Genomic DNA, 24,749 nt, shown 5'->3' on the forward strand with positions numbered 1-24,749 from the left:
ATCAGTTAATCCTCTCCCTGCAAATAACCCTACTTTTATATTGTTCAAATCAATATAATATGAGGAGTGGAATTATTGGATTTGCTTTTGTACAAGCCGCAATTGTATCGCTGCCCGCAACAGCCCAGGTAAAGTTAAAAACAGATTATCCTATACAACCTGTAGCATTTACACAAGTGCAAATAACAGATAATTTTTGGGCGCCTAAAATAAAAGTAAATGCTGAGGTAACGATCCCCTACACATTGGATCAATGTAAAAAGCATGGGCGAATAGATAATTTTCTTGTTGCTGCAGGAAAGAAAAAAGCGGATAAACTTTCCGAATTTACTTTTGATGATACGGATATTTACAAAGTAATTGAAGGCGCATCGTATAGTTTACAGGTAAGCAAAAACGATCAATTAGGAAAATACCTTGACACATTAATTGCTATTATTGCCGATGCCCAGGAACCGGATGGGTATCTCTATACTTTTCGCACAGCTAAAGTTACTAACCCGCATGAATGGATAGGAAGCAAACGCTGGGAAAAAGAAGAAGACCTGAGCCATGAATTATATAACTCCGGGCATTTGTTTGAAGCCGCTGTTGCACATTACCAGGCAACAGGCAAAAAGAACCTACTGAATATCGCTGTTAAAAATGCAGACCTGCTTGTTAAAATTTTTGGTTATGGTAAAGAAGAAAAATTTCCCGGTCACCAGATAGTTGAAACAGGCTTAACCAAAATGTACAGGGTTACAGGCAAGCAGGAATATCTTGACCTCGCCAAATTCTTCCTTGATCTTCGCGGCACACCCGGGCATTTGAATCACGAATATAGCCAGGCAGATAAAAAAGTAGTTGACCAGCATGAAGCGGTTGGTCATGCGGTGAGGGCCGCGTACATGTATACAGGCATGGCTGATGTGGCTGCATTAACAGGCAATACGGCATACTTACATGCTATTGATGATATATGGAATGATGTAACAGAGAAGAAAATTTATTTGACAGGCGGCATTGGCGCTACCGGTGCAGGAGAAGCTTTTGGAAAAGCCTACGACCTGCCGAATATGAGCGCTTATGCCGAAACCTGTGCCTCTATCGCCAATGTATACTGGAACAGCCGGATGTTTTTACTGCATGGCGACGCGAAGTATATTGATGTAATGGAAAGAACCTTATACAATGGTTTACTTTCTGGTGTTTCATTAAGCGGCGACAGGTTCTTTTATCCTAATCCATTGGCTTCATTGGGACAGCACCAACGCAGCGCATGGTTTAGTTGCGCGTGTTGTATTTCTAATATGACCAGGTTTCTGCCTTCCATGCCGGGTTATGTATATGCGCAAAACAAAAATGAGCTGTTTGTAAATCTGTTTGTAGGTAGTAAATCTCAAATTAAATTACCGGCAGGTAGTATCACCATTATTCAAAATACCAACTATCCCTGGGATGGCAAAAATGAGATAACTATTAATCCGGCATCAGCGAACACTGCATTTGCATTGCATATACGCATACCCGGCTGGGCATTGAACAAACCAGTACCCGGAGATCTGTATAGCACGGAACAAACACCGGACAATGTACAGTTGCTGCTAAATGACAAAACGGTACCAGTGAATATGCAAAAAGGATTTGCTGTATTAAACAGGAAATGGAAAAAGGGCGACAAGGTTACACTGATACTACCGATAACGGCTAAACGAATACTTGCAAATGATAAAGTTGACGCAGATAAGAACAGGTTTGCATTGCAACGCGGCCCACTGGTATATTGTCTTGAGGGTCCTGACAATAAGGATTCTGCCGTAATGAATATTGTAGTTAAAAAAGATGAAGTCATAACAGCTGTTTACAAACCGGAATTACTGAACGGGGTAACGGTATTGGAAATGAAAGGCAGCTCAACCAAACGCCAGTTAAACAGTGATGCATTATTGCACAGTGAACAAATGGTAACCGCTATTCCTTATTATGCATGGGCTAACCGCGGAGCGTCTGAAATGGAAGTATGGATACCTTATAACGAATCAGCGGCAAGGCCTAAGCCAGCCCCAACCATTGCAAGCAAGAGCGCTATTACAGGTTCTGTTACCAACAAGCGCATGTTGCGGGCACTGAATGATCAGTACGATCCACAGGATTCGCAGGATGCAAGCGCTTCTTACCTACATTGGTGGCCAAAGAAAAACAGTTCAGAATTTTTGCAGTACGATTTTGATAGCGTATATACCATTTCATCATCCAGCGTATATTGGTTTGATGACGCGCCTTTTGGCGGATGTCGTATTCCCGTATCCTGGAAATTGCTCTATAAGAAAGAGGGAGAATGGCTACCGGTAAGAAATACCTCGCCATACGAAATATCGAAGGATAAATACAACACGGTAAATTTTGAACCGGTTACCACTACAGCATTAAAACTCGAAATTCAACAGCCGGTTGAACATTCTACGGGAGTGCATGAATGGATGGTGAAGTAAAATACCCTCCCCCCGGCCCCTCTCCACGAGTGGACAGGGGTACCCAAATTCAAATCAGGTTGATGATTTGCGTGGGGGGGCGTTTGTAAATCTAAAAGTTTGACGAATATTTTAAACACTTGCCCTGTTATATTCAATAGCTGATGCGGTAGTTATATAGTTTGGAATCATTCAACAGCACCGTCCTTCTCCGTGCGGAGAAGGTTAAGAGAATGAGGCTTACTTATTCCTGTCCGGCGGATCAACTCCCAGCAAATGTTTTACAAAAAAATCTCTTTTCTTAACCCTTCCGTATGGGCCGCCATCACTGTGGCCAAGACCAGGAATTGCCAGGAAATCAAAATGCTTTTTTGCTTTGATAAGCGCATCTGCTACGCGATAGGTAGACTCCGGTGGCACATTGGTATCTGCCTCTCCTACTATCAATAACAGGTTGCCTTTTAATTTATAGGCATTGGTAACATTTGATTGTTCCTCATAATGCTTACCCACAGGGTATCCCATCCATTGCTCATTCCACCATTGTTTGTCAACACGGTTATCATGACAGCCACATGCTGAAACCGCGGCGCTATAAAACTCAGGGTGGAACAATAAGCCACCGAGTGAATTTTGCCCGCCTGCAGAAGTTCCATACAACCCTACCCTGTTTGCATCTACATAAGGATATTTTTCTGCCAAGGCTTTTATCCATAATATCCTGTCTGGAAAACCTGCATCAGCAAGATTGTGCCAGCATACATCATGAAACGCTTTCGACCTGTTGCAGGTACCCATGCCATCTATCTGCACTACTATAAAACCGAGCTCAGCAAGGCTTTGCATTTCTCCACCGGTGGTAAAACTTTTCGGTACAAAAGCATCCTGCGGACCGGCGTATATATTTTCAATTACAGGGTAACTTTTTGTTGAATCAAAGTTTGCAGGGCGAAATACCACCCCCCATATATCTGTTTTTCCATCGCGTCCTTTTGCATAAAATGGTTCTGCAAAACGAAAACCGGCTTTCAGGTATTCCGTTACATCTGTTCTTTCTATTTCCGAAATTTTCTTTCCGTCAGACGACCTGCGCAGTTCAATTACCGGTGGAATATTTATTTGTGAATAAGTATCCAGATAATATTTCTTACCAGGAGAATATGCTATCGTATGATTTCCTTTTTCCGGCGTAAGCTCCAGCAGGTTTGAACCATCAAAATTTATACGGTAATAATGTACAAAATAAGGATCTTCATCAGCATGCAGTCCGCTTGCGCGAAACCATATCTGCCTGCTCTTCGCACTAATGCTGTCAATATCCCGTACTACCCAATCTCCTTTTGTCACCGGTTGCATTTCGCCTGTGAGTGAATTAACGAGATATATATGCCGCCAGCCATCTTTTTCGGTTGCCCATATTATTTCATTTGTTTCAGGCAGGTATTCCGTATATATTTTTTGCTCGTAAATAAAGGTATTGGTTTGTTCATCCACTATTATTTTTGTTTCACCGCTCTTAACATCTACATCAATAATGCGAAAGCGTTGATGCCCGCGATCTACTTTCTCATACAGAAGATGTGTTGCATCATCTTTTCTCCAGTTAAGATAAGGCTCAGGAAAAAAATCAATGATCTCCGTGTTTATTTTTGTTGTTTTCTTTTCCATAACCGAAAAAGCAAACATTTCGTAGGTAGTAAAAGGATCGCCAGGCTGCTTATATTCCTGCGATTTTAATTGTCCCCTGGTAGTGTTAGCTTGTGAAGTGAGCACATAATACACAAGCGAATCTTTGTATGGTGTAATCTTATACCCAACAACATATTTACTATCCGGCGACCAGGCTAAAGAACCATAGGGCTTTTCTGCTGTGCCGTCTGTTGTATATTGAATCGCATCGTCTCCGTTAACAGGTTGAATAAAAACATTACCTTCTTTAATAAAAGCCATTAATTGTTTATCAGGCGAAATGCTGTCTGTTTTATATCCCCACCAGCGGCTGCGCCTGTTATTCCTCCGCCACCACGGAATAGTTTGCGCTTCATTAGCGATTACCGTTCCGCTATCAGTTACTGCATAAGTACCCAGGTCACAATGCCACACTTTATTATTCATTTCAAAAGCCATGGAATGCTTTTTCCTGTTCACCTTAATATTGGTGAGCAATAATTTTTGAGGATTGAAATTTTGTCCTGTTTGTTTTGAAAGAGAAGCCGAGAGCTTTACATGATCAAATAATGGCTGCCTTTTTCCGGTAGCCACATTTACCAATACATATTCACGCACACTGTCTTTAAAAGCTCTCCTGTACCAAAATGCTTTCCCGTCATCAAGCCATGTTGGCTGTACGGTAAGGTTAAAAATTTTACCGCGGTTGATCGTACTGTCAGATACCGCAGCCTGCCTGTACCGTTCCAGCATTTCTTCTCTTGTTGGTTTATAGGCAGGATTTGTTTGCTGTGCAAAGAGTGTAGCTCTTAATGCTATAAAACAGGTAAGAAATAAGATTTTTTTCAGCATATAATCATTAAACATTTATCAATGATGAATTCCAAAACATTAATTATAAACGGTATCTGCAGATTGCACTATCGTCTATTTACTATTGCCTATTCATTCCCGCTCACCGTCCTGGCCCTAAATACTCTCCCTGCTGTTTTATCATAGTTAGCTTCTACCTTTACGGTTACCCGGGTTTTACCAGAAATCAGTTGTGCAGGCAGCTCATAAAATTCATTATAAAATTTTCCTGTTTCTCCACCTTTCCATTCTACTGTTTTAATTTTTTCACCATCAACCACAATGTCAAATTTCCGGTCTTTATCATCGCCTATATATACAAACATTAAACGGTTGGTCACAGATGGATCAACCTTCATTTCAAAGGTAAAATAACTTCCCTTCCTTGCTTCTCTTCCGTTTATGCCCAATGCATCACTCACATACGATCTTTCACCTGCGGTTAAATTATGATCGCGTTCCGGCTGCATTTCACCAATACGGAAATAATCAATCGTCATATCTTCAATTTCTTTCTGTTGCTTCTTTTCTGCTTCATATGTTACCTGGCGTGTCTGCCATTGCGCTTCCGTAAAGAAATCCCAGTATACATTATAGTACTCCTGCGATACCGCATAAAAAGGTTTTAATGCAACATCTTTGGGTTTCCCGGCTTTATTCAAATTAAAAGCGAGCGTTGAAGTATTTGTTTTTTCAATCCATACTTCCGGATCACGATTATCTGTCATTAATACGGGCACCCCATATACAGGGTCAGGCATTTCGTTCCCTAATATGCCTGCAAGCAACACAGGTCCGTACAACAACGCTATCCTGTCTTTATTGTCAGGCATACTTTCCGTATATAACTGCATCGGAAATTCAACAGTTATTTTATCATTGTTCTTCCAGTACCTTGTAACAGTTAAAAATCCTTCAGTGTCTTTCTGTACCGGCGCTACCTTACCATTCACCTTTACTATAGCTGCTTGTTTTGCCCACCAGGGCTGGCGGATATGCACGGCAAATGATGTCCTTTTTTTAGGGTGAATGATGATCTCTGTTTTGTTATCAGATGGGAAACCAGTGTTTTGCTCTACAATTGTATTGTTCGCTTTCCAGTTCAGCGAGGAAGGAATAAAAAGATTCACATATAAGCTTCCATCTTTTCCTTCAGCATAAATATTCTCCGCATACTTGGAATGATTTTCCATGCCTGTGCCAACGCAGCAGGTAAAAGTATTGAACTGATCACTGAATGTTTTGCGGGTACCCATGCGGAGCGGTACAAAATAACACATCATGCCATCTTCATGATTTTGCGAAGCAAGAATATGATTATATAAAGCACGCTCATAATAATCACCCAGGGCAGCACTGGGCTGCCATGCAAACAAATGCCTTGTCAGCTTCAGCATATTATAGGTATTGCATGTTTCGCTTGTATTATCACTCAGCCTGTCATTAAGCTTATCTTCTTCACCGCAATACTCATAATTACTGTTGCCGCCGTTCACATAGGTGTGATGATGCACCATAGTTTGCCAGAAAAAAGACGCGATGGTTTTATCCCGTTCATTTCCGGTCAGCTCATATTGTCTTGCACTGCCAATAGCTTTTGGCACCTGTGTATTGGAATGTTTGCCCGGCATCGGATCAGTTTTTTCCGATAAAGGCTTCATCACAAAGTCATCAAAAAATTTATATGAAAGATCAAGGTATTTTTTGTTGCCCGTAATGCTGTAAATATTAGCCAGCACATCATTCATGCCGCCATATTCACAACGAAGCATTTGCTGGATCTGCGTTTCGTTTAAATTTTTAAGCACATCACCTGTCCAGTCTGCCATACCGGTAGCCACCTTAAGCGCTGTGGTATTGTTGCAGTATAAATATGCATCTACTACACCACTGATCACTTTATGTACCGTGTACCAGGGCGACCATCCTCCGTTCAAATCAAAACCTCCTGATTTTATTTCTCCTCGTTTCAGCTTCCCGAAAATAGAATCTTCATTTGGTATGGCGCCTACATACCCGGTTTTCCTTGCCTGCTGGCATCGCAATAATTCATTACTGATATAATCAACCCTTCGCTTAAATTCAGGATTACCTGTAGAAGCATAAAACATGGCGCAGGCAGAAAGGTAGTGCCCTAATGTATGCCCGGCAATACCGTCACTTTCCCATCCACCGTATACAGGCGCTTTTACAGGCAAGCCGGCATTTTTATAGAAATTGTGCAGCAACCGGTCGGGTTCAATCAGCAACAAATAAGCCGAATCCTTTTGCATAGCATTTTTAAAGGGACTATTACCCGTTAACCTTATATCAGCAAGGTTGAATGCATATGCCTGTATATCAGCAACAGGCGCAACTTTAATTACAGCATTGTTTTTTTCAGGAACATAAGATTGCGCTATAGACTGCACAAAACAAAAACCACATAATGCCGTAAAGATTACTTTTCTCTTCATAAAAAATATTTTTCAAAATCAGGCGGCTACCAATCATTCAAACAGGGATGTCGCTTTTAAGTTGAATAATTATACAGTTTTCCTTAGTGCTTGTAGTAAAACACAAACACGCTCCTCCGTCATTATAACTAAGCAATACGGAGATTGTAGTATAATCACTTTTACGCGAGGGAGAAACCTGCCTGCGGCAGGCAGGTCTGCCCGGGCTTTGGCATTAATGCTCAACTTTTGTACTACAACCCGGCAGATTTCTCTCCCGCCGCAATATACCTTGAATGCAGTCTTCATAAGGCGGGATCAAAATGACCATGCCGCAATCGTCTTTTTTAAAGCAAAATCCCTGATCATCCAAACTTAAAAAGCCCTCGGTAAAAAGAAGATGAAATATTTATCTATTTATGTTTGGATTTTAACCGGTTAAAATATATTCAGGAATGAATAAAATATAAACGCCGGTTTTGCCGGGCAACTTTTAATTTTGCAACCTGCAAAACTACAATCCCTACAAAACAATGAAAAATATAGTGATCGTTGGCGGAGGCATTATGGGTTTAAGCTCCGCGTTTTACCTTCAGAAATCAGGGCACAATGTTACTGTTATAGATAAAAATGATTTCTTAAACAACTGCTCATACGGTAATGCAGGATATGTTTGTCCCAGTCACTTTGTTCCGCTGGCTACACCAGGTATAGTATGGCAGGGTTTTAAATGGATGTTCAATTCGCAAAGCCCGTTTTATGTGCAGCCTTCTGTAAAAAGCGCGTTAATCGACTGGGGGTTAAAATTTGTGAAAAGCGCCAATGACAGCCATGTAGCTGCTTCGGCTATACCTTTGCGTGATATCGCTTTGTTGAGCCAGAAAGAATATGAAAAATGGCAGGAAATACCCGGTTTTGACTTTGCCTATGAACACAAAGGTTTGCTCGAGATATTTCAAACCGAGCCTGTTGGAGAACATGCCTATCATACTGTAGAAAAAGCAAAAGCAATAGGACTGGATACCGTTTTACTTAACGCGGAAGAACTGCAGCAATTAGAGCCTCAAACAAAAATAAATGCCCTGGGCGCTATATTATTTAAATGCGATGCGCACCTATACCCGCAAAAATTAATGCACGGTCTTCTTAATTTACTGAAACAAAGTGGCGTACGGTTAATACCGGACGAGGCTGTTATAAAATTTGAAAAAAAAGGGAACAGCATCAATAAAGTGATCACGGCAAAAAACGCGTATGATGCCGACTATATTGTTATTGCAACCGGTGCATGGTCAAGGGAGATAGCTGCACTGGCAGATACAAAAATCCCTTTGATGCCGGGTCGCGGTTATTCTATTACGCTTGAAAATTCACCATATAAAATAAATCATCCTGCTGTATTAATGGAAGGAAGAGTAGCGCTCACTCCTATGGACGGGAACAAAATACGCTTTGGCGGCACTATGGAAGTTGTACCTACCAGCACCCCACCCCGTTACAAAAGAGTAGAAGGAATAGTGAATGCAGTAAAACGTTATTATACAGCATTTGATATTCCCATGCCTGCTGAAAAAGATATATGGTATGGGTACCGCCCCTGCTCCGCGGATGGATTGCCCTATATTGGTAAAATAAAAAAGTATAATAATGTAGTTGTTGCTACCGGCCATGCAATGATAGGCTTAAGCACCGGCGCAGGAACAGGAAAATTGGTTTCCGAAATTGTGAATGGTGAAAAACCAAGCATGGATATAAAGCCGTTTGAAGTGGAAAGATTTGATTAGGATTGGGCTATCCATAATTTGCTTTGAAAATCCTTTAAAGTTATTATGTCCTTAAACATAATATAGCTATCACCCTGAATTGTAGTTTCCGGAAGTTTATTTTATTCCAGCAATGCTGGTATTATATTATTTACATCAATCTCTGCGCTTATCTTCTTTTACTTTTTACAGCTAAATAACGATAGCGATACTATAATAAGAAGTGTGAGTTTTTTATAGCTCAGTTTTTAGTTTTAATAAACTTGATTAATGAGTATATACTGACCACCATAAACATCAATATACATCCCAATGTTACAAAAAAGAAAAAATCAAAGGCGGGAGAATGCTTAATCCGTAGAATGGAGGTTATCATGGTTAACACCATCATGGTAATACCAGAGTATAAAACTGCAAGTTTCATAAAAGTAATTGCGTTTTACAGGTGAATGATCAGCATAAATATACTTTAACCCGTTTAAATCACACAATCACTGTTGGTCCGTTCTAAATTTTCGCTCGCTTAGGCTGTGAAATTTATGCTGAGCCATAGTACAAGTGATGAACATTTATCCTGATGCTGAATATTGTACTATACCATTGCTTTGCACCAATGCAAGTAAATGACTCAGCAGAGATGATCTGCTTATATGGATGGCTGACGCGAACAATACAAATGATATCAAAAAACAAGGCTGGCTGCCGTCGAAGGAGTTAGCATCATCAACAGGCGCTTTAAGAACCGGTGCCGGAACAGGAAACTGGTTTCCTAAATTATAAATGGTGAAAAAAGCATGGATATAAAGCCGTTTGAAGTGGAAGAATTTGAATAAGATACACTTAAGTCAACCGGTTTTAAAAATTTCAATAAATAATGGTTACTGATTCGAACACATATATAATATTTTACCACTTCTTAAAATTCTTTAAAAACAAGTTAAAATTTGATTAATTTTTTTGATTAACTATCTTACCTTCAATTGCTCATTATTGATTGCCCTCTCATAAAAATCATAATTACTGATAAACACAGGTAAAACGCTTGATTGTGTGTTGTTACATCCTGTGAATAACACCTGAACGGATTTCGTTCATACAATAACTAAAACAAAACATGACATGAGAAAACTTTTCCTCTTGTGTGCTATTTTTTTAGCACTTTCTGCCTATGCCCAGGATACAAAAGTCTCCGGTATTGTAAAAGATGAAAACAATGAGCCTGTTTCAGGTGCATCAATTAAAATCAGAGGAACCAACAAAGGTACTTATACCGATGACAAAGGTCAGTTCACTATTATGGCTCCCGCCAATGCTACACTTGAAATTTCTTCTGTAGGCTTTAACAAACAAGAGATTAAGGTTAAAGGACAAGCCAATATTGAAATTGTGCTGTCAGTATCCACATCTTCAATGGAAGATGTTGTGGTAATCGGCTATCAAAAAATCACCCGCAAAAAAACTACCGCGGCTATTTCAAGCATTTCCGGTAAGGAAATTGAAAATCTTCCTGCTGCAAGTTTTGATCAGTTAATGCAGGGACGATTATCAGGAGTTAACGTGCAAAACTTCAGTGGAGACCCCAGCGCCGCTGCAGCCGTTACCGTTCGCGGAAATACAAGGATCAGCAGAGATTGGGACGAAAATTCTGTAATCAATGGACCTTTATATGTTGTGGATGGAGTGCCTCAGAGCAATGAGGAATATGTAACCCCCGGAGCAGGTGCAGGGTTCAACTATCTCGGCGGTGTAAACCCTAACGATATTGAATCTATAGATGTGCTTAAAGACGCTTCTGCCGCTGCCATCTATGGTTCACGAGCAGCCAACGGCGTTATCCTGATTACTACCAAAAAAGGAAGAGTTGGAGCCCCCAAAGTTATCTTTTCTGGTTTTACAGGTGTTACCGAAAGACCTGAATTAAGAGAAGTAACACTCGGTGCGCTGGAGAGAAGACAGAAAATGGCTATTCTCACCGCCCAGCTTACAGCCCCACAGCAACAGCAATTACCTTATTTATTAACCGATAGCCTGAACCCTGCTTTTAACGGAAATACCAACTGGCAGGATTTGTTTTATCAAACCGGGATTATTAAAAGCGCTGATTTGAGTTTAAGTGGAGGAACAGAAAATGGAACCAATTATCGTTTCAGTACCGGTTATTATGATGAAGAGGGTATTTTAAAGGCAACAGGTGTTAAGCGTTATTCTGTAAGAATAAATCTTGGCTCAAGAGCATTAAAAGGAAAGTTAGAAATCAATCCTGTGATGTATTTTACACGTTCTGAAAGAAACAGGGGGATGGGAGTAGATCCAAGGTATGAAGACTATAATCCTTTCAGCCTGGGTGCAGGGAATATGCCTTCTTCCTTATTTAACCTCAGCGAGGCTAAAAAAGAAGCTATACTTGGAAATTATGACAAGAGTTTAGATAATAACCTTTCCAACGTTTTTAACTTCAATCTTAACCTCGGCTATAATTTCAGCAAAAGCTTTAAGTTTAATTCATTAAGCACTTATCAATATACTACTTCAAGAAGGAGTTTTAACAGAACCAACGAACTTGAAAATGGATTAGGAAACTACTCCTACAGCTTTGTCGATAACGCGGCTAAAATGCTCACATCAAACTATCTTAGTTATGCAAATGGTTTTGGAGAGCATAATATCAGTGTTATTGCGGGACAGGATATTCAGTTTGACGTATATGAAAATACAATAGCTTCCGGCTATTATGGCGCTTCAGATCAAATACAAACGGTAAATGGCTTCACCCAGGCTACTATAAGGGCATCTTCTGATTACCAGGCGCATGGATTACTGTCGTATTATGCCCGGTTATCGTATGATTTTAAAAGCAGGTACCTGTTTGCATTCTCCGGGCGTTATGATGGTTCTTCAAGGTTTGGCGCAGATAATAAATGGGGCTTCTTCCCTTCTGCCTCTGTTGCATGGATATTAAGTGAAGAAGGATTTATGAAAAACAATTCGCTGTTCAGCTTATTAAAGCTCCGGGCAAGCCTCGGTACTTCAGGAAGCGAGCCTACAACCAACTACCTGCAATACAATCTTTACAACGTAAATGCCGGAGGTTATAACGGCAATAACAATGCTACTTCTTACAATGGTGTTACGGCGGTTACTCCTAATTTTTATGATGGGGTAGCTCAAAAAAACCTGAGCTGGGAAAAATCAACACAATGGAATATAGGTGCAGACTTTGAGATACAACAAGGCCGCTACTCAGCAGCAATTGACGTATATAACCGGGAAGGCTCTTTACAATTGTTTTCGGTAAGGTTACCTTTAACAACCGGGTATGACTATGCATTTACCAACTCTTATGGCGTCAGGAATGCAGGCGTTGAGTTAACCGTTGCTGCAAATCCTTTATCACCATCAAGCCCGGTAAAATGGTTCACCAGGGTTAACATATCCTATAATAAAAACACCCTCATGAGCCTGCCCAATGGCGGAAGAGACTATGCATTTGGCAACAGGTTTGACCAGGCACATATCCTTTCGGTTGGCAGTCCCGTAAATGCCTTTTACCTCTATCAAACGCTCGGGGTATATGCAACAGACGATGATGTGCCCATCAATAAATACACCGGTGAAAGATTTGCAAGCGCTAACGGAGCTTATACTGCTGGAGCTTTCCATCTTGCAGATCTTGACGGAGATTACTTAATAGATATTTTCAACGGGGGAATTAACCCGGATAAAACGCCTATGGGTGATCCAAACCCAAAAATCACAGGTGGCTGGACAAACAACATTTCCTGGAAGAATTTTTCTTTGGGATTATTTTTCTCCTTCACCTTTAAAAGAGATGTGCTGAATTTTTTCAAAGCTGATCAGTTTTCAAATTCAACAGACAGTGATCCCTACTCCAAATTTGTGCAGTATTCTACACCCAACCTGGATAAGATCAATATATGGAGACAACCCGGCGACCAGGCAGAATACGCTAAATACGATTTAGGCACTTATTTATATTATTATACCTCAGCACAAACATTCTTTCTTACCAAAGGGGATTACTTCAGGCTTAAAAGTCTTAATCTGCAGTATAACCTGGGAGCTAAAACCTGCCAAAAAATGGGAATTGACGGATTGAAATTCTTTGTGATAGCTGATAACCTGTTGAAATGGCAGGCATCCAAAGATCTGCCAGATGCAGAAAATGTAAATTCTTATGGTGAGTATGACGGTAACGGCTACCCCATTCCCAGAAAATATACACTCGGGTTTCAGTTGCAATTTTAATCCTGTAAATCAACAGAACTTTTATGAAAAAATATTCAATACGTTTATATATACCCGCTGTTTTAGCGATAATGATAAGCATAACCAGCTCTTGTAAAAAAGTGCTTGAGCAGGAACCAAGAAACTCAACGTATGCAGATGTATACTGGCAATCGGTACGTGACTGTGAAGCGGCAGTAGCAGGGAACTACAGCCTTTTGCGGGCCGCTTTTGCTTATGGAACCTGCATGAGCTATTATATGTATGGTGATGCAGAAACATCGTCGTCTACCTATTTCACAATGAACTATACCGGCGATGGGTTAGAAGGTATACAGGGCGGTGATTTTACCTTTAAATATAATATTGAGAGCCTGGGCGACTGGACAAGGTTTTACAAAGTAATAGCCATGAGCAATATTATTTTAACGAAAGTGCCACAGATAGATGATGCATTACTGGCAAAAGATGTGGACGATGTTGCTGCATATAAAAACAAAGTAATGGGGCAGGCGCTATTCATCCGGGCGCTTACTTATTTTCAGCTTACCAGGGTTTTTGGTGATGTGCCTCTTGTTACAGAAGCATACGATGATCCTTTAAATGCACCCCAATTACCCAGAACAGACCGCCTGGTAGTGATGAAGCAGATTGAAGACGATTGCCACCAGGCAATGTCAATGCTTAACTGGGGCTATGAAAATATATCTGAAAGAGCTGTAACAGCCAACAGGGGTTCAGTATATGCTTTATTGGCGCATTTATATTTATGGAGAGCTACAACAACTAATTTATCTTCTGCTGAACCTGTTGCTGAAGATGTGAACAGCGCGGATACTACACTGCAGACTTTAATAAATACCGGTGGTTATATACAACAGGATACCACTAAATACGGAGACCAGTTTATAGGGCGTTCTGCAGAAAGTATTTTCGAAATAAACATGAATGAAAACACACAGGAAGGATCTTCATCACATATAGGATTGTATTTTCTTACCGGTGCTTATGTAAATAACTATGGCTATACACCCCGTTTATGGGTTCCCTCTTCCTATACAAACACGCATTACAGCGTTCCACTTGAAGGAGAAGGCTGGGATTACTGGTGGGATGGCTCCGGATGGGCTTGGACTGAATTTAAAGTAGTTGGGATTAAATATTATTTAAAAGATACCAATGAAGAAATTCCGATCGATTATATTTATTATGCCTATGACAACCCGGGATGGGCATATGTATATAATGCAGATATTGATGATTTTGACTATTTGCAGGTTGCAGGTTTTGGCGGAGATGCAAAAGACGTTAGATACAGGAATAATTTTGCAGGCACGGTTTGCACAAAATATAAAAACATCGTTTACAGAAATCCCGCGAAACAAACTGAAGGTTATCTCAGCAATAATATGATCATCTTCAGGTTAAGTGATATGAAATTGCTGCAGGCTGAAGTTGCAATCTATAAAAACAACCTGCAAACCGCGGCAGATATTATCAATGCTTTCAGAGACAGGAACAATTCAAGCTCCGACAGGGTTAGCGCCACAGACACAAAGTACAATATCACTTATCAATATATGATAGAACGCGGAAGGGAAATGTACCTGGAAGGTCATTTGTATTTTGATTTAATGAGAACGAGAATGTTTGTCGAATTTATTCCATGGTTATCGGAATCAAGATTTGCGGCAGGAGGCTTTTTCTGGCCTATTAATCCAACGTTGTTTAACGACAACCGGTTTCTTACCCAAACTGCCTACTGGAGAGGAAAAGTATAAACAGCTTTAGCATTATCATGTTTGACGACAAACAAAAAATAATACAATGAAAAAAATAATAATACAATCCATACTGCTTACAGGCTTATTATTCATGTTTGCTTCCTGTAAAAAGGAATTTGCTGCAGACGGCGGTGTTTCTGATGCGCATGTAAATATGACAACCTATGATTACCTGAAGTCCAAACCAATATTCTCCTCTCTGGTAACACTCATAGACAGGGCAGGGCTAAAAGATATGGTTAATAGTAACTGCACTTTTTTTGCAACAACCAATTACGGTATTGATGAATATCTGAAGGCTATGAAAAATATCAGGGCGGTAGAACTGGATGATGAAAATATCACCTATACGCTTGACAGCATTCCCTTGTTCAGGGTTGACTCTTTGAAAACATATATTTTTGATGGTCAGCTCGGACGGGATGCTTTAACTACATCGGGCAAATACTACACTTCCAAATACGGGGATATTCCGAATGTTCAGTTTAAGCTTTGGCTCGACAGAACTTACAATTATGGCGCTTATGTTGATTATGTAGATTATGTGGCATATACAAAAATTATAGGAACAGACGATAGCAAAGAATTAGACATTAATGATATTCCCGTTGAGGAAAGAGATAAAACGGTATATGTACAATCGTCTGGTATAATTACAACCAATGGCGTTGTTCATGCGCTGGATGGTTATCACCGGCTCTTTTTCAACACAGATAACGCAAACTAAATATTTAAAACTTATAGTTTAAATTTTTATGAAAAAAACATTATTATATCTATTTACAGCGTGCGTATCATTTTTTGCATGTAAAAAGATAACTGAAGGCTTTTTAAGCGATACGCTTAGATATACCAGCCCTGCCCTGTATTGCCAAAGGGGTTTGGCACTTGTTCAATCAGACAAGATATATCTAGACGGATCAACTCCCCCGGTAACTTTTGAGATGCAGAATCTCAGGGACAGTTCAGGAGGTAAATTGCCGGAAGCATTTAATACAAAATATGAGATCACTGTTTTTAAAACAGGCGTGACATTTAATGTGGATACGGATACAACTGTTGAATTGCTGAATCAAAAAAGAGAAACTATCCAGACAGTACCGATGGAGTTTAACACAGTAAGCGGTCAGCTTACATTTAACAGGGCTTCTACAAACATTCCCCTGGGTATATACAATTTTGATATCCAGGCAACCAATAGAAACGGAACAAAATTTTACCCTTCATTTGGAAGTATTCATGTGGTTGACCCCACTGAGGAGGATATGTTTACCCAGGAAGATAATGTTAACAATGTATTCAGTGATGCTGACGGCAGCTCGCAGGCGGTTAAAAATCCCAAATTAACATTCAGGAAGGTTTCAGACGAAGGGGCCAGAATTATTCTCAAAATCATTGATAAAAATGGCAACGCATTTAATCCGGCGGCAGGTGAAATAATGGCAAGAGGCGACAGACCTACATTTGAAAATTATGCCCGTTTTAATCCAGTTATTTTTTCGGATACTGCAATGATATGTGATTTTGAGGTTGCCCCATTTCCTTTAGCCCCTTACATAGATGCAACAACTAATTGGGCGCATTTAATATATTACAGAATTCCCAGCAATCATGTTACTATTGATGGATTCCCTGACGGCAAATACTCAGCTAATCCACGCTTTGCATTTCAAATTAAACTGGAAGGCACTTTTATTGTGCAATTGCAATTAACAGACGCGGTAAGAAAACCGTAGATCCGTACTGTTATAAGCAATAAAGGGTTGTTAAGCAGTTAACAGCCCTTTATTTTTTGTGAATTACATTTGTACCTGTTAATAAAACACAATAAATAATGTTCAGCAAGCAAACATATATCGACAGAAGAAACGGATTAAAAGCGCTTGTCGGCAATGGTATTATCTTACTTCCCGGCAATGAAGAAAGCAGCATGAATTATAAAGACAATCTCTATCATTTCCGGCAGGATAGCAGCTTTCTCTATTATACGGGCTTAGACAAACCAGCTTTATTTTTTTTGATGGATATTGACAACAATAAGGAAACTATTTTCGGAGATGAAGCCACTATTGATGATATTGTTTGGACAGGCGCTACACAAACCATACATACTCAGGCAGAGCAATCCGGCATAACAACTGTGCTGCCTGTATCAACACTGGTTTCAGCTTTGCAACAATATACCAATGAAAAACGAAAGGTGCATTACCTGCCTCCTTACCGGGCTGATACGGCCGTTAAAATAAGTGAATGGCTGAATATTCCTTATAATACATTAAATGATAAAGCATCCATACCGCTTATTAAAGCTATTGTAAAACAGCGTTCCGTAAAATCCGCTGAAGAAATAGCTGAAATGGAGAAAGCCATCAATGTTACTGCCGATATGCAGCTTAAAGCAATGCAGCTCTCACGGGAAGGCGTACCTGAATACCAGGTTGCAGGGCATTTAGAAGGTATAGCGAAAAGTGCAGGAGGAAATTTATCTTTTCCCATCATCCTCACTACCAATGGTCAATACCTGCATAATCATGCAGGCAGTAATATTTTAAAAAACGGGCAATTATTGCTGTGTGATTGCGGTGCGGAATTACAATCTCATTATGCCGGCGATTTAACCAGGACTTCTCCTGTTGGCGGGAGGTTTACAAGCTTACAGAAACAGGTATATAACATTGTGCTTAACGCACAGGAAGCCGCATTAGCCGCTCTTGCTCCCGGCAAAAAATTTATTGATATCCATTTGCTAGCCTGCGAAAAGCTCACAGCCGGGCTTCAGCAACTAGGTTTAATGAAGGGCGATATAAAAGAAGCGGTAGCCGCCGGCGCCCATACTTTATTTTTTCAATGCGGGCTTGGGCATATGATGGGGCTTGATGTACATGATATGGAAAACCTCGGAGAACAATATGTTGGCTATACAGATGATTTAAAAAAAAGCACAGCATTCGGGTTGAAATCGCTCAGGCTTGCCAGGGCACTGGAAGAAGGTTTTGTAGTAACTATAGAGCCGGGATTATATTTTATCCCGGAACTGATGGATATGTGGAGCGCAGAAAATAAACATTCACAATTCATCAATTATGGCGCACTGGATGCTTTCAGGAATTTTGGGGGAATACGTATAGAAGATGATGCCCTCATTACTGCAACAGGCAGCCGGGTTTTAGGAAAGCCGCTTGCTAAAACAAGCCAGGAAATTGAAGCCTTGTGCGGATAACAATGTTTGAAGGATAAACTAATTATAAAAAGATGATTGAATGGTGAATTGCTATACACCTGTCACACTTACTATTACCCGTTCACCATTCAATATCTGTCTTCTACCCTATTTCGTTTCCTTATCCGCCGGCATCAGCACAGCGGTAAATTGATTTTTACCATTAAAGAAAAGCTTAGCCGCATCCTGTACATCTTTCACAGTAAGCTTATCTACATACGTATCAAATTTTGTAAACCGGTTTATATCATCTCCTTCTGTTTTTGCAGAAAGTAAATTTTGAAGCCATGGCCCGTTTTGTTTCATCTGCTCTTTATGCGATTCTCTCCATTGCTGCTTCACTTTATTAAGATTCTGCAATGATGGTCCGTTCTTAACAAGATCATTAATTTCGTTTTGTAAAGCTTTTATTAAAGTATCAACCTTTTCCGGGCCGCAAGGCAATTGCGCGATAAAACGATAGTTATTATAGGGCACTTTATTTACCTCCCCAAAAATACCTCCGCCGTAAATGCCCTGTATCTTCTCTCTTAATTCCTCAATGATCCTGATATTTAATACTTCGCTTATAGCGTTTGCTTTAAAAGCCAGGTCTTCACTATATGGCACTTCACCGGTATAAAATATAATTACCATGCTTTTTTGTTCCTGCCCTTTATATACTGTAAGGTTTTTCTTTCCGGTTATGGGCCTTAATTTTTTATCTGCGTAATTAAATTTTTTGCCACTGACAGGTAAGCTTGCTATATAAGTTTCAATCAGCGGTATTATATCTTCCTGTTTAAAGCTGCCGGTAAAAACAAAATGCATTCCACTTATATCGCCCAATCTTTCTTTGTAAACCTCAATTGTCCTGTCAACATTTATACTATCAAAATACGATGGTTTAGGAACATTGATCGGAGCAAGCGGGCTGTTATTATAAAACGCTCTTATGGTAGTATCAAAAAACACAGCCTCAGGGTTTGCACCAAGCATTGCCAGCTGCGCTTTGTTTTTCTGCACAAATGATTTAAATAAAGAAGTATCCTTTCTTGGGCTTGTTAATTTCAGGTATGCAAGCTGGAACATTGTTTCCAGGTCTTTTACTGTAGAGCTACCGTTAATACCTTCAGTTGTTGAACTGATAAATGGAGATGCAGATACTGATTTCCCAGCTAAAACTTTCTGCAGATCAACCGGTGAAAAATCGCCATAGCCCATTGAGCCTATTACATTGTTTACATAAGTTGCGTTATACCTGTCGGCAAGTCCATAATTGCTGGTGCCACCGTATCGTGAAGCACCCATTAAAATTTCATTATCCTTAAAATCAGTTTGCTTAAGCGTAACGGTAATGCCGTTTGACAGTATAAGCTCTGTAGTGCCTAAAACCGTATTGGTTTTGGTAGCGGTTACTTTACCCGCGGCTGGTTTTTGTGTAAGCAGGTCAGCAGCAATTGCTTTTTCTTCATAAGGCTTTACATCTGCTTTTTCCGCCATGGCAATTGTGTTAAGGAGGTCAGCAGGAGCCGGCAATGTTACATTAGCTTCTTCTGGTCCGGCTATATAAGCGAAAATATTTTGCTGACCTTTTATCCTGTCTGCCACTTTATTTACATCTGCCAGAGTAATAGCCGGAATAACCTGTTTTACCAGTTCATATTCTGTTGCAATGCCGGGTATAGGTGATTGCTCTAAAAAATGATTGATATATTCTTCAACAAATGAAGCGGATTCTGTTTTATTCCTGTCGTTATAAGCACGCTCATAAGCAGCTAAAATATTTTTCTTAGCTCTTTCCAGTTCCGGATCTGTAAACCCAAACCTTTTTACTTTCTCAATTTCTTCCATGGTTGCTTTAACAGCACCACTGGGTTCTTTATCACCTGATCCGGTATATACTTCAAAGTTTTCGTATCCCCTTGCATAACCGCCAAATTGTGTGCCCGCGTAAACAAAAGGTGGGTTTTCCTGTTGTGTTAACTCCTGCAACCTCCTGTTGAGCATGCCCGTAAATAATGATTTTGCAAGATGCTGCGCATAATCTCCAACAGTAACAGGTGCAGCAATTTTATAAGCAGGATATTCTATTACAGCATCATACGTGGTAGCTTCTTTATCAGTTACAACCATTGCATCGCTTGATGTATAAGCAGGCACATCAGCATATCTCCTTTCGGGTGCATCAGAGGGATTGGTTAAACTGCTGAAATGTTTTTTTATCATTCCCTCTGCCTGTTGCTTCGTAATATCTCCCACAACAATTACCGCCATCAAATCAGGCCTGTACCAATCCCTGTAATATTTCCTTATTGCTTCGTGTTTAAAGGTTTTGATAATGCTGTCTTTCCCGATCGGTAACCTGTCGCCATATAATGAGCCTTTCATCTGCCTTGGATAAACCTGCTTAAATATCCTGTCTTCAGCGCCTTTTCCAAGCCTGCTCTCTTCTAAAATAATAGCACGCTCATTATCTATGTCATCGCTGAGATAGGTAACATTATGCGCCCAGTCTTCAAGTACCCTGAACCCTTTTTCTAAATTTTCCTTTTTATCTGTGGGTATCGGAAGAATATATATCGTACGGTCAAAACCGGTATTAGCATTAAGATCACTGCCAAAGCCAACACCTATATCCTGCAGAAATGAAACAATATCATTTTTCTTAAAATTTTTTGTACCGTTAAAAGCCATGTGTTCTGCCATGTGGGCAAGCCCACTCTGATCATCTGTTTCATTGATAGAACCTGCATTAACCACCAGCCTCAGCTCCACTTTTTTTTCAGGTTTGGCATTCGGCTTTATGTAATAGGTTAATCCATTGGGTAATTTTCCGATGGTTACACTGGTGTCCTGCGATAACTTTTGAGAGAGGTTCAATTGTGCATGTGCAATAGCAACACATCCGACAAGCACTAATAACAGGGATAGCTTTTTCTTCAAAACACTTTTGAGCATAGGTTTTTGTTTTGAGCAAAAGTATAGAAATAAGCGGGAGTGCTATTACCGTTTATCCATATATATTTCTTAATATGATTACAGAGATAAGCGTTTATAAACTCAACTTTCCCTGGTAAAAATCCAGTATTCGTGTACGGAAAATATATTCGTACCAGGTTTGGGTAAGGTTTAACCTTGCCCGGTCATAATTGTTTTTAGTGATCAGGTACTCTGTAGAAACAATCGTACCCAGGTTAAATCGTATTTCGGCTGACCGGAATGACTCTTTATACTGGTTCACCTGTTCCAGTAATGCCTTGTATTTTTCGTAAGCAGATATCATGTCCTGGTGCGATTTTTCAATATTCTGCTTTAAAACAACCTTTGTTTGCTCGGCTTCGTAAGCAGCATAGCGGGAATTCAATTTCGCTTTTTTAACGTTGGTTGTTACGCGAAGATTATTAAAGATGGGGATATTCAGACTCAGCCCCACATAAGTACCCACATTATTTTTCATTTGTGTGTTGTATGATATTTTTTGGGGTGCGTAGTTTTGTTGTTGTGTCAGCACAGGGTTTTTAATATTGTTGATCGTTATATAATCACCCGTTTCCACTTCAGTAACTGTTGTTGGTGAAAGTGAGCTTGATACGCTGGAATAATTACTGTTCAAACTTCCATTTAAGCGGAGTGAGGGATAATAGCCACTTTTTGCAACTGACAAACTCTTTGCTGCACTCTTTGCTCTTAAATCAACAGCTTTAACCTGTGCGAGATTTTCCAGGGAAGATGCATACACCTGTTCTGCTGTTGCCGGGTATACTTCGAGTAAGGTTCCTTCTGATATTCTTTCTAACTGTATATTTTTATTATACGGGATATTCATCAGCTGCGACAATTGCAATATAGCTGTTTGCAATGCATTGTATGCAGTAATGGTATTTATCTCATCACTTGCCATCTGACCTTTTAGATCAGAAAGCAAATAACTTCCATTTACGCCTTTCTCCACCAATATCTCCATTCGTTCCACCTGCCTGCGGGTCACTTCCATTTGTTCAGACATGATGCGCCAGGTATCTTCATTATTTAAAATGGTTAAATAAGCCAGTATCACATCAAGTGTAAGCTTATCCTTCGATTGCTGCCATTCCATCTCACTGGCTCTGTAAGCATATCCTGTTTGCTTAATAAGATTTTGCAGCTGCAATCCGCTGAATAATGTTATACCAGCATTTACACCCACATTGGAAGAAGCAAACTGTTGGTTGATATATGTATTCGTAAAAGGATCAATGGCGCGTCCCTGGTTCCAGCCATACCCCCAACTACCATTTACATCGGGCAATAAATTTGCTTTAGCCTGCTGCCAGTCTGCTTTTGCGGCATCTGCCAGCAGCCCGGTTTGCTTCACAGGTATATTGTTGGATAATGCCCTGTCAACACATTGTTTCAGGGTGAGTGTTGCAGCGCCTGTTGTGTCAGTTTGAGAAATTCCTTTAACAGCGAAAAGAACTATTACCAATCCAATAGCTGTTTTTTTTACTAATGCTTGCATTGCTTCCATAATTTATATCTCAAAGTCTTTATGCCTGTTCTTCAATTTTTCCATCGAGCAGGTTAATGATTCTTGAGCCGTATTCCGCGTTCTTTTCAGAGTGGGTAACCTGGATAATGGTTACGCCATCTTCATTATTCAGTTTTTTGAAGAGTTTCATAATATCGTCTCCCTGTTTCGAATTAAGATTGCCTGTTGGCTCATCTGCCAGGATCAGTTTGGGTTTTGCTACCAGGGCCCGCGCTATGCCAACCAACTGTTGCTGCCCACCTGAAAGTTGGGTAGGAAACAAATCCTTTTTTCCCACGATCTGGAAACGGTCAAGTATATCTGCCACAACAGCTTTGCGTTCAGAGGATTTCATATCCTGGTAAATAAGCGGGGTTTCTATATTTTCATACACGGTTAATTCATCAATAAGATGATATGCCTGGAATACAAAGCCGATATATTTTTTGTATAACTGAGAACGCTGCTTTTCTTTGAGCAGGTGCACAGCTTCTCCCATAAAATAATGATATCCTTCTGTAGGATCATCAAGCATACCAATAATATTGAGCAATGTTGATTTGCCTGAACCGGAGGGTCCCATAATTGAAACAAATTCGCCCTCATTTATTTTACAATTGATATCTCTTAAAATATACGTTTTGGCACCGCCAACGTTCACTGTTTTTGAAATATTCCTGAGCTCAATCATTTTCTTTTTTTGTATAGATGATAGAAAAATGCGGTTTATAAATCCAATATCGCCTGCATTATATAAAAATCAATGCCATACATTCAATTAGTTGAAAGTCAGTTTTTTAAAATCTCGCAATTTTTAAAACTGTACGCTTTTGATACAGTGAAAGTATGATTATGATACAATGCGCCCATCAGCAACATTTATATATTTTTAAAAACCTTCCGGATTTGGCTAATAATTAACGCATCATTAAAACGGGTTAGAATATATAACCATAACATTGGCTAAACTCCCGCTATGCTTAAATTTTACTGCTCAGCTATTGTATTTTTATTTGCTTTTGGTTGTACGCAAAGTTTTAAAAAAGATGTACGGAGTACCGGTATTGATCAATTCAACTTTAAACATCAAATATACTCTTCATCAATAGAGGATTCGTTTTTTGTAAATATTCATTTACCTGATGACTATTATCAGCAAGACACCACTTACCCCGTGGTTTTTGTTCTTGATGCAAACCTATATTTCGACATATATCGTGTTTTAGAAGATAAATATTCAGAAGTTGGGCTATTACCCAGGGTCATTCTTATTGGTGTGGGATATAAAGATTTTTACACAATGGATTCTTTAAGAAACAGAGATTATACTTACCCTGTGGCTATCCCGGAATATGAAATGACTACCAGCGGAGGTGCAGATAAATTTATAAGCTTTTTCAGGGAGCAATTAACAGGAATGGTTGATAGCATTTACCATACAGATAAAAATAACCGCATTTTAATGGGGCATTCTCTTGGCGGATATTTTACGCTGTACAGCCTGTATCATCAACTGTCATCTGATCAAAACCTGTTTTCAGGATATATTGCTGCAAGCCCTTCTACACACTATAATAACAACTATATCCTTACCAGTTTAGAAAAAACAGAAAGCAATAGTAAGCATATCAAAGCCTATATAAGTTCCGGCGGGCTTGAAAATGACCTGTCCGATACATCCATGTGGCCTACAGCAAAGGTATTTGCAGCGCTGCAAACATCACTCCAAAAGAAAAATGCAGTGCAGCTCAAAACTGAAGTATACTCAAACCTTGGTCATATGGACACACAAATACCTTCTTTCATAAAAGGTCTTCAGTGGATGTTATTTTCAGAGTAA

General features: G+C 39.8%; 13 protein-coding genes. 8 read left to right on the plus strand and 5 right to left on the minus strand.

Annotated elements, in window-relative coordinates; genetic code table 11:
• Nucleotides 1-59: 59 nt before the first annotated feature.
• Nucleotides 60-2,474, plus strand: coding sequence for a glycoside hydrolase family 127 protein (locus tag DC498_RS15765; protein ID WP_116875136.1), 2,415 nt, complete (start codon nt 60-62; stop codon nt 2,472-2,474).
• Between the two features lie 219 nt (nt 2,475-2,693).
• Here DC498_RS15765 and DC498_RS15770 read toward each other — a convergent pair whose 3' ends face one another.
• Together DC498_RS15770 and DC498_RS15775 are read right to left on the minus strand one after the other, a co-directional pair.
• Complete coding sequence (locus DC498_RS15770) at nt 2,694-4,973, minus strand: S9 family peptidase (protein WP_206197640.1); 2,280 nt, start codon at nt 4,971-4,973, stop codon at nt 2,694-2,696.
• An 89-nt stretch (nt 4,974-5,062) separates the two neighbouring features.
• Entirely contained in the window at nt 5,063-7,429 is a 2,367-nt protein-coding gene (locus DC498_RS15775) for a glycoside hydrolase family 127 protein (RefSeq protein ID WP_116875138.1), read from the minus strand.
• Between the two features lie 512 nt (nt 7,430-7,941).
• On the opposite strand from DC498_RS15775, the gene DC498_RS15785 reads away from it, so the two are divergent.
• The 6 genes from DC498_RS15785 (at nt 7,942) to DC498_RS15810 (ending at nt 18,420) form a co-directional block, all read left to right on the plus strand.
• A complete protein-coding gene (locus DC498_RS15785) occupies nt 7,942-9,192 on the plus strand; it encodes an NAD(P)/FAD-dependent oxidoreductase (protein WP_116875140.1) in 1,251 nt (416 codons plus the stop codon).
• Nucleotides 9,193-10,290: 1,098 nt separating this feature from the next.
• A complete protein-coding gene (locus tag DC498_RS15790; RefSeq protein WP_116875141.1) occupies nt 10,291-13,437 on the plus strand; it encodes a SusC/RagA family TonB-linked outer membrane protein in 3,147 nt (1,048 codons plus the stop codon).
• A 23-nt stretch (nt 13,438-13,460) separates the two neighbouring features.
• Nucleotides 13,461-15,197: a RagB/SusD family nutrient uptake outer membrane protein gene (locus DC498_RS15795; protein WP_116875142.1), complete on the plus strand. Its 1,737-nt coding sequence runs from the start codon at nt 13,461-13,463 to the stop codon at nt 15,195-15,197.
• A gap of 46 nt (nt 15,198-15,243) precedes the next feature.
• A complete protein-coding gene (locus tag DC498_RS15800; RefSeq protein WP_116875143.1) occupies nt 15,244-15,927 on the plus strand; it encodes a hypothetical protein in 684 nt (227 codons plus the stop codon).
• A 28-nt stretch (nt 15,928-15,955) separates the two neighbouring features.
• Entirely contained in the window at nt 15,956-16,936 is a 981-nt protein-coding gene (locus DC498_RS15805; protein ID WP_116875144.1) for a DUF5007 domain-containing protein, read from the plus strand.
• Nucleotides 16,937-17,034: 98 nt separating this feature from the next.
• Nucleotides 17,035-18,420 (plus strand): aminopeptidase P family protein, encoded by a 1,386-nt coding sequence (locus tag DC498_RS15810; protein WP_116875145.1) that lies wholly within the window; start codon nt 17,035-17,037, stop codon nt 18,418-18,420.
• Nucleotides 18,421-18,528: 108 nt separating this feature from the next.
• Here DC498_RS15810 and DC498_RS15815 read toward each other — a convergent pair whose 3' ends face one another.
• From DC498_RS15815 to DC498_RS15825, 3 genes are all read right to left on the minus strand, one after another.
• Entirely contained in the window at nt 18,529-21,360 is a 2,832-nt protein-coding gene (locus DC498_RS15815) for a M16 family metallopeptidase (RefSeq protein ID WP_116875146.1), read from the minus strand.
• Between the two features lie 94 nt (nt 21,361-21,454).
• Nucleotides 21,455-22,900: a TolC family protein gene (locus DC498_RS15820; RefSeq protein WP_165813861.1), complete on the minus strand. Its 1,446-nt coding sequence runs from the start codon at nt 22,898-22,900 to the stop codon at nt 21,455-21,457.
• A 28-nt stretch (nt 22,901-22,928) separates the two neighbouring features.
• A complete protein-coding gene (locus DC498_RS15825; protein WP_116875148.1) occupies nt 22,929-23,600 on the minus strand; it encodes an ABC transporter ATP-binding protein in 672 nt (223 codons plus the stop codon).
• Between the two features lie 285 nt (nt 23,601-23,885).
• On the opposite strand from DC498_RS15825, the gene DC498_RS15830 reads away from it, so the two are divergent.
• Nucleotides 23,886-24,749 carry an alpha/beta hydrolase gene (locus DC498_RS15830; RefSeq protein WP_116875149.1) on the plus strand — a complete coding sequence of 288 codons (864 nt, stop codon included), beginning with the start codon at nt 23,886-23,888 and terminating at the stop codon, nt 24,747-24,749.

The sequence above is a fragment of the Terrimonas sp. genome (genome assembly GCF_003075435.1).
Taxonomy (GTDB): Bacteria; Bacteroidota; Bacteroidia; order Chitinophagales; family Chitinophagaceae; genus Agriterribacter.